The 8,159-nt window shown below is 68.3% G+C and carries 6 protein-coding genes and 1 pseudogene; 6 read left to right on the top strand and 1 reads right to left on the bottom strand.

Annotated features, from left to right (window positions below; translation table 11 throughout):
* Positions 1 to 159: 159 nt before the first annotated feature.
* From ACFVX4_RS39690 to ACFVX4_RS39665, 6 genes are all read left to right on the top strand, one after another.
* A complete protein-coding gene (locus tag ACFVX4_RS39690) occupies positions 160 to 1,239 on the top strand; it encodes a polyprenyl synthetase family protein (RefSeq protein ID WP_389987658.1) in 1,080 nt (359 codons plus the stop codon).
* A 48-nt stretch (positions 1,240 to 1,287) separates the two neighbouring features.
* Positions 1,288 to 2,886, top strand: coding sequence for a prenyltransferase/squalene oxidase repeat-containing protein (locus tag ACFVX4_RS39685; RefSeq protein ID WP_389987655.1), 1,599 nt, complete (start codon positions 1,288 to 1,290; stop codon positions 2,884 to 2,886).
* Positions 2,883 to 4,262: a cytochrome P450 gene (locus tag ACFVX4_RS39680; RefSeq protein WP_389987652.1), complete on the top strand. Its 1,380-nt coding sequence runs from the start codon at positions 2,883 to 2,885 to the stop codon at positions 4,260 to 4,262. Before ACFVX4_RS39685 ends, ACFVX4_RS39680 begins: the two co-directional genes overlap by 4 nt.
* 35 nt (positions 4,263 to 4,297) lie before the next feature.
* Entirely contained in the window at positions 4,298 to 5,224 is a 927-nt protein-coding gene (locus tag ACFVX4_RS39675) for a terpene synthase family protein (protein WP_389987649.1), read from the top strand.
* Between the two features lie 1,010 nt (positions 5,225 to 6,234).
* Positions 6,235 to 7,047, top strand: coding sequence for a class I SAM-dependent methyltransferase (locus ACFVX4_RS39670; protein ID WP_389987677.1), 813 nt, complete (start codon positions 6,235 to 6,237; stop codon positions 7,045 to 7,047).
* A 189-nt stretch (positions 7,048 to 7,236) separates the two neighbouring features.
* A complete protein-coding gene (locus ACFVX4_RS39665; protein ID WP_389987646.1) occupies positions 7,237 to 7,638 on the top strand; it encodes a PPOX class F420-dependent oxidoreductase in 402 nt (133 codons plus the stop codon).
* A 340-nt stretch (positions 7,639 to 7,978) separates the two neighbouring features.
* Here the strand turns inward: ACFVX4_RS39665 and ACFVX4_RS39660 are convergent.
* Positions 7,979 to 8,159 (bottom strand): annotated as a pseudogene (locus ACFVX4_RS39660) (hypothetical protein); the annotation flags it as partial.

Raw genomic sequence — 8,159 nt, 5'->3', positions numbered from 1 at the left:
CCGATGTGTTGGTTGTGTGTTTGTTGGGTTGTGTGCCGGCGGGGGCAGGCCACCCCCCCCTCCGACAGCCCTAGGAAGGAGACGCGGGTCCGTTGGCCCCGTCCTCTGCAAGAACGGAACCGCGATGACGGTTCTCGAGCGAAAGAGGATCAACCGCCGGTGACACAAACCCTTCCCACAAAACTGCCCGACCTCTCTTCCCTACGACAGCAGGTGGGCGCGGCTCTGACCGGATTCCTGGACACCAAGGAAAGTGCTGCGCCGGGAACCGAGCTGCTCTACCTGACCACCGCCCTGCGCGAACTCCTGACCGGCGGAAAACGACTGCGGTCCCTGCTGTGTCTGTACGGATGGCAAGCCGCCGGAGCAACGGGCGACATGACTGCTGCCGTGCGCGCTGCCGCCAGCCTCGAACTTTTCCAGGTGTTCGCCCTGGTACACGACGACGTGATGGATGACAGCGACATCCGCCGCGGCCGGCCGGCCGCCCACCGTGCACTGGCCACCGCGTATACCGACAGCGGCGGCCCGGGCAGCAGGGCCGAGGCGCACGGTCTGGGTGCGGCCGTCCTTCTCGGAGACCTGGCCCTGGTGTGGTCCGATGAACTCCTGCGCACAGCGGACCTCAGCCCGGGGCGGCTGGCACAGGTGCTGCCCCTGGTGGCCGAAATGCGGAGCGAGGTCATGTACGGCCAGCTTCTGGACTTGCAGACCACCGGCCGCCTTGCCGGCGACGTGGATACGGCACTGCACGTCATTCGATACAAGACGGCCAAATACACCATAGAACGGCCCCTGCACATAGGGGCGGCAGTGGCCGGAGCCACCCCGCCCGTACTCGATGCTTGCACCGCCTTCGGCATACCACTAGGAGAAGCGTTTCAGCTGCGGGACGACCTGCTCGGGGTCTTCGGTGACCCCGCCAAGACGGGCAAACCGATACTGGACGACCTGCGCGAAGGCAAGGCCACCGTCCTGATGGCGCTCGCGGTCCAGCGAGCCTCCACGGCCGAACTGAAAACACTGCGCGAGCTCGTCGGCCGAAGCGACCTCAATGAGGAACACGCCGCCGCGGTCCGCACGATCCTGAACTCCACCGGCGCCCGGCAGACCGTGGAGGAAATGATCACCACACGACGTGCCGCCGCCCTCGCCGCCCTGGACGACGCTCCCTTCCCGGGAAGTGCCACAGCCTCCCTGCGCCGGCTCGCCCTGGACGCAACGGCCAGGCAGACATAAGGCATCGCCGCACTCCACCAGTCAGAACCCCGAGGAGGAAGTCGCCCCATGAGCATCAGCACGCCCATCGGCACGTCCTACGCCGAACGAGCCACCAGCCTGGTGGCCAGGGCCGACCAGGACAGATGGGGAAGCGTCCGTCCCTCCCTGTACGAGACGGCCCGCGTCCTCTCAGCGGCGCCGTGGCTGCCCGAGGAGCCACGGCGGATCACGTACCTGCTGGAACAGCAGGCGCCCGACGGCAGTTGGGGGGAGGGACCGCTGCGCTACCGGCTCCTGCCGACCCTCAGCGGGGTGGAGGCCGCACTGGCGGTCCTGCAAAGGGGCACAGCGTCCGCAGAGGTCACCGGCCAGCTCACGACCGCGGTGAACAGGGGCCTCGACGTACTGCGGTCACTGCCATCGGTGGGCCCGTGGCCGGACACGGCCGCAGCGGAAATACTCGTACCCAGCCTGGTAGCCAAGATCAACGAGAAGCTGGGCTCCCTGATCACCGGCGGGAGCATGCCCGGTTTCGGTGGCCCCCGGCTGCCGGTACCCGGCGGCTTCCACGCGTCGGCACCTGCTTCCGTGGCCAGGCGGTACGAGTCGGCGGGCAGCCTGCCCGTCAAGTTTCACCACACGTTCGAAGGCATAGACAGCCACATACCGCCGTCTCTCGTCCCTGACGTCGAAGGCCTGCTGGGCAGCTCCCCGGCCGCCACCGCGGCACGGGCAACGCGGTCACCTGCCACTACCGCTCAGGCCGTCGCCGACCTCACCGCAGTGGCGCAGCGCTACGGCGGTCTCTTCCCCGAGGCCGCGCCCCTCCGCGTGGTCGAACGGCTATGGGTCGCCGCCGCGCTGGCGCGCGCCCACCTGCCCGCTGCCGCTCTTCCCACTGTCCGTGGGTGGGCCGCGGAGATCTACGATCCGCAAGGCGTGCGCGGTGCGCCCGGCCTCATGACCGATGCCGACGACACCGCCATGGCGGTGCTGGTTGCCTCGCTCGTCGGCCTGCCGTACGACCCGGCACCGCTGGACCTGTTCCACAACGGAAGCCACTACGACTGCTACATCGGCGAGGACACCGGATCGGTCACCGCGAACGCCCACGCCCTCCAGGCCCTTGTGAGCTACCTGCGGCGCTGCCCGACGGCAGAGCACACATACGGCCCCCGAGCGGCGAAGCTGTGCGACTGGCTGACCGGCCAGCAGCAACCCGGAGGACACTGGACCGACAAGTGGCATGCCTCCCCCTACTACGCCACCGCGCGAAGCGTCACCGCGCTCGCACAGTACGGCGGCCACCACGCGTCCAGGGCTGTCCAGAGCGCAGCCGCGTGGACCACTGACACTCAGCGCGCCGACGGCTCCTGGGGCGTGTGGGGCAGCACCGTCGAAGAAACCGCATACGCCGTCAAAATCCTGCTGAGCGCCGCCACCCTCGCACCGCAGCCGCAGCACCTCCGGGCCCTGGACCTCGCCGAAACGTATCTGCGCGCCGCCTCGCACCCCAGCCACCAGCACCCCGCCCTGTGGCACGACAAAACCCTGTATGCGCCCACCGCAGTGATCGAAGCGGAGGTGCTCGCTGCGCGGGAGTTGCTGCGGGCACGTCGTGCAGCCGCATGTACAGAAGCAGATGTGGAAAGGACGGACGCATGACTGCCGACATAGATGTGACTGCCGACATGGACGTTCCGCCGACCGCTCCGGGGCGGCTGCCGCTCATCGGACACGCTGTACCCCTGATCAAGGACCGCCTGGAGTTCATCGAACGCCTGCGCACATACGGGCCGGTCGTCCGTATGTCGGTCGGCCCCAAGAAGGTGACCGTGGTCAACTCGCATGAGCTGATCCACGAGATGCTCACCAGCAAGTCCGGCTCCTTCTCCAAGGGGTTGCTTGGCGAGAAGCTCAAGCTTTTCGGTCAGTCGGCCCTGCCGGTCGCGGAAGGCGAGCCGCACCTGCGTCGGCGCCGCCTGCTCCAGCCCGCCTTCCACCGCGAGCAGATCAACGGGTACGTCAACACGATGCGGGAAACGGTGGAGCCGTCCATCACGGCCTGGAGTGAGGGGGAACTGCTCGACCTGAAGACCGTGATGGGGCTCATGGCCCAGGACGTGGCCCTGTCAGTGCTGTGCTCCTTCCGCGCGGAGCAAGAGCGGGCGCGCGCGATCCTCGACGCCGTCGACACAGTCTTCACGGCCGCCATCTGGCGCACCATGGTGCCCGTGTCCTCGCTGGAACGGCTGCCCACCCGCAGCAACCGGCGGCTCAAGGCCGCCCGCAGCCTGCTGCGCAGCGAGGTGGCGGACATCATCGCGGAGCGCCGCGCGGACCCCGACACCCACAACGACCTCGTGACGCTGCTCCTGGAGGCCCGGGACCAGACCGGTGCGCCACTGCCCGACAACGAGATCCTGTCGGAGATCATCGGGCTGCTGGCCGCGGGCTCCGAGACGACGGGAGTCATGCTGGCCTGGCTGTTCCACGAGCTGGGCCGCGACCCCGAACTGGAGCGCAGGCTGCACGAGGAGGTCGACTCCGTGGTCGGAGAGGGCCCGATCACCGCCGAGCACGTCCCCCAACTCGCCTTCACCCGCAGACTGGTCAGTGAGACCCTGCGCCTGCACCACGCCGGCTGGCTGGTGACCCGGCAGGCCACCAAGCCCGTGCGCCTCGGGCAGGTCAGCCTCCCGGCGGGGGAGCAGGTGCTGTGGAGTCCCTACGCACTGCACCGGGACCCGGGCCTGTACCCCGACCCGCTGCGCTTCGACCCCGACCGCTGGCTGCCGGAGCGCCCTCAGCCGCCGAGGGGAGCCTTCATCCCTTTCGGGTCAGGAAAACGCATGTGCATCGGCGACGCGTTCGCCTGGACGGAGGCGATCGTCATCACGGCGTTCATCGCGTCCCGCTGGCGGCTGCGGCCCGTTCCCGGCGCCGCCGTGGAGCCGATCGGGCTGCTCACCGTGCACCCGTCGGACCCCCGTATGGTCGCCGAATCCAGGCAGCGGGCCGTTGCGGGGACAGCCGTATGAGCGACACCCGCAGCTCGGACACGCGTACCCTGCCGATGCCCGACCTCCGAGGCTCTTTCCCCGGTCCCTTCGCCACCAGCCCGTATGCCGACGCCATCGAGGAGCAGACCGCCCACTGGCTCCGGACCTTCCCCTTGATCGGTTCACCCGGCGAGGCGAAGGCCCTCTGCAACATCACGGCCCGCGGGGTGGCTCGTGTCCTGCCCACGGCGGACCGGGAGGGCGTGTTCCTCTGCGCCGATCTCTTTCTGTGGCTCACCGCGTTCGACGACGTACACGGCGAGGCCGAAGGAGGCCGTGACACCGCCCGTCTGGTCCGCCGCATCAGTCACTGCGTCCATCTGCTGGCCGGCCACGACGAGCCGGCGGCCGATGACGACGCCTACATCGCCGCCCTGCGGGACCTCCTGCACCGGTTCCGGGAACGGGCCACGCCCACGCAGTACCTGCGACTCACCGCGCACCTGCGGGACAACCTCTTCGGCATCCTCTGGGAGGCCCATCACCTCGACAGGCTCGACCAGGTCACCCTGAGCGACTATTGCGCGATGCGCCCACACACAGTCTTCGTCCGGACTGTTATGGCGGCCGCGGAAGTCGCGCTCGGTTACGAACTGACCGAGGATCAGCGAGCCTCGGCAGCGGTACGGGAACTGGAGAAGGCCGTTGCCGACCTTGCCGGGTGGATCAACGACCTTGCCTCGTACGCGAAGGAGACGGATCGCGGTGGCCCGACTCCTCTGAGCCTGCCAACGCTGCTGATCCGACAACGCGAGTGCGACCTCGAAGAGGCGTTCCGCCTGGCCTCCCGCATGTGTGAGGACCAAGCCTCCACCGCACGCCTTCGAATCACCGAACTCGCCGTCAACAGCAAGAACGCACTCGCGGATCACGCTCGCGCCGTGGAAGCCGTCGCAGCCTCCTACGTGTGGCACATAGGGCACGCCCGTTACGAGCGTTAGCCACGCCCCCTATGCCCTGAGCAGCCGTATTCAATCGATCACGGGGAACAGCCGGGACGGCGACAGGCACGTCGGTGGTCACACCTACGAGGTAGTCCTCCGCTCGCGCCCCTGGATGTCCAGCGCGCACGCCAACCTGGATGGTCCCCGTGCTCGGCTGCCCCGTGCAGGGCGCGAACTGCTCATCGAAGCCGACACCGGAGCCAGACGATCGCCACGATCACCGACAAGGTCATGGACGGCATGGCCGAATGACAGAACCGGCCCCTCGACGCCGTCCACCCGTTGATCTTCATCGACGCGACGCGCGTGTCCTCAAGCCTGTCCACACGGCAGCGACCGAGGAAGCCGCCCTGGAGCGGTTCGCCGACTTCGCGGATGCCTGGGGCGGCAAGGAGGTGCGGCGGCTTACATGGCTGGGCCGAGTCGGCTGAAGGCCCAGCGTGGTACCTCCTGGTCGACGCGGGTGCGACCGGTGCGTTCGAGGGCGGTGTGGGTGCGGGCGGTGTGGGTGCGGCGGTCAGGCGGGCCCAGTTGCGGAAGTTGCCGTGGGCGGCGTGCTGATCGGCCCAGGCGATGGTGTCGGGATCGGTGTCGGCCCAGAGACGGGGTGGTACCAGCTCAACGCGCTATCAGCCTGCAACAGGCTTGGTGACGCCCAACCCGCTGACACCACCCCACCCACTCACACGCTGCTGCGGCAAGAACGGGCTGTGTGGACAGTGGCGGCCGTGAGATGGAAGTCGTCGCTTCGCGTTCGCGGTACGCGCCCAAGAGGTCCCACCCGATGGCTCTATCGAGCAGTAGTGGCTCTGGTCCACTTCGTGTGGTCGCGTACACAGGGTGACTGTTGATCTTCGCCTAATGGTGGTTTTAGTGGTCGTAGGCAGTCAGCGCGCGCATGACTGGCTGGCCACGCATGAACCTGGCTCCCCTCATCAGACCCCCTGGAATCGTTCAACTAGGCTGGCGCGGTGACTGATGAGCAGGAGCGGGTGCAGCCGTCGGGAGTGTGGGCCACGGCAGTGGGGGTGGCAAGGGTGCGGGCGCTGGAGACCGAGCGGGAGAACGCGCTGTTCCGCGACCCACTGGCACAGGCCTTCGCCACCGCCGGCGGCCTGTGGCCCTCCTCGCCGCCGCCCGATGACGAGGCCGCGCGACGCCGCCGGCTGGCCGTGTCGTTCTCCATCGTCATCAGGACGAAGTTCCTCGACGACCTGTTGCAGCAGGCCTCCGCGTCCGGGGTCCGGCAGGTCGTGCTGCTCGGCGCCGGCATGGACAGCCGGGCCTTCCGGATGGACTGGCCCGAGGGCACCCGGCTGTTCGAGGTCGACACCGCCGCGCCACTGGACTTCAAGGCTTCGGTGCTGCGCCAGGAGCGGGCCGTCGCACGCTGCGAGCGGATCACCGTCGCGGTGGATCTGCGTGAGGACTGGCCAGGCGCGCTGGCCGCCGCGGGGCACGACCCGGCCGTGCCGACCGCGTGGATCGCCGAAGGACTACTGATCTATCTGCCCGAGGACGCGGTGGAGCTACTGTTGGCCCGGATCAGCACGCAGTCGGCGGCAGGCAGTCGGATGGGGCTGACATTGGGCTCGCGCGGCGTGATCGAGCGCTTCGGCGCGGACGCCGCGCCGGGATCGGCGGCGTCCATGTGGGTCTCGGAGATGCCCGACGACCCGGTGGGCTGGCTGGTCGGGCACGGCTGGGAGGCCGACAGCCACACCCTGCGCGAGCGCGCTGCCGCCTACGGCCGCCCGATCAGCACCCCGCCGCAGCGCGAGGAGCGGCCCGGCGGACTGATCTCGGCGGTCCGCCGGTAGAGCGCCTCCCGGTTCCCCAGATGATCGATTCCCAGGGGGCCCGATGAGGGGAGCCAGGTTCATGCGCGGCCAGCCAGTCATGCACGCACTGACCGGTGATCGAAAGTTCAGGGGGCGAGGGGGGCCGGGTTCCCTGTCGTGGTTACCGTTGCCCCAGCACCCCACCGAACCTACGCCTGGAGAACCCCCGTGCCCGTACCCCTCGGCGAGGACGTGGTGGCGCTGCTGCGCCGCCCCAGCACCTGCTACATCGCTACAACGATGCCCGACGGCTCGCCCCAGCTCACCCAGACATGGGTCGACACCGATGGCGAGCACGTCCTGATCAACAGCGTTGAGTCGCATCAGAAGACCCGAAACATCGCGCGCGACCCGCGGGTGGCCGTCGCAATCGTCGACCCCTCGGAACCGACTTCCTACGTCCAGATCCGCGGCCGTGTGGTGCGTGTGACCACCGAGGGGGCGGTCGACCACATCGAGGCGCTCGCGCAGAAGTATCTCGGCGGGCCCTACCCATGGTTCGGAGGCCGCGACCAAGTCCGGGTGATCTATGTGATCCAGCCCGAGCGGATCAGCAGCCCCCGCGGCTGATGATCGTGATGTCCATGTCTTCCATCCCGGCCCCACCCCTTTGAACAGGCAACTCAATGTTCGGCGGGACAACCTACCGATCGCCAGGTTCGGCGACATCGATCAGCCCTCGTTGAAACCGGACACGTGCCGTCATTTCTCCTCGACGTCCACGAGCCGGTTGATCACCAACTGCCTCCGCAACCCATCGACAAACGCTGTTCCCAGAGATGAACGAAGCCACACCCGATGTCCTGATGGTGATGTGGGTTCATGAGTCCTCCAGTTCCAGAAGCACGAGCGGCGGGCACCCCGATTCGGCCTGGCTCTGCCGCGTCGAGTGCGTGGTGCCCGCCGGAGCTCAGCGAAGGAAGGGGCTGAGGTTGCGTTCCAGGAGGGGCTTCGGGGCTGCGCCCGTCCATGCCTTTGCAGGGGTGCCGTCGGCGTAGTGGGGTGCCTCGAAGTTTCCGGACAGGGATCCAATAGGATCGCCCTGAGAAGGAAACGAGGAAGAAGTGGCGCCACCCAGCAAATACTCGCCG

Origin of the sequence: Streptomyces sp. NPDC058240, from assembly GCF_042882135.1 — a bacterium.
In the GTDB taxonomy this organism is placed as follows: domain Bacteria; phylum Actinomycetota; class Actinomycetes; order Streptomycetales; family Streptomycetaceae; genus Streptomyces.
The sequence above is the reverse complement of the archived record's forward strand: the minus strand, read 5'-3'. Positions and strand labels throughout refer to the sequence as shown.

Coding starts and splice junctions, on each gene's coding strand:
- ACFVX4_RS39685 (WP_389987655.1), top strand. CDS start 1,288: ATGAGCATCAGCACGCCCATCGGCACGTCCTACGCCGAACGAGCCACC.
- ACFVX4_RS39675 (WP_389987649.1), top strand. CDS start 4,298: ATGCCCGACCTCCGAGGCTCTTTCCCCGGTCCCTTCGCCACCAGCCCG.
- ACFVX4_RS39680 (WP_389987652.1), top strand. CDS start 2,883: ATGACTGCCGACATAGATGTGACTGCCGACATGGACGTTCCGCCGACC.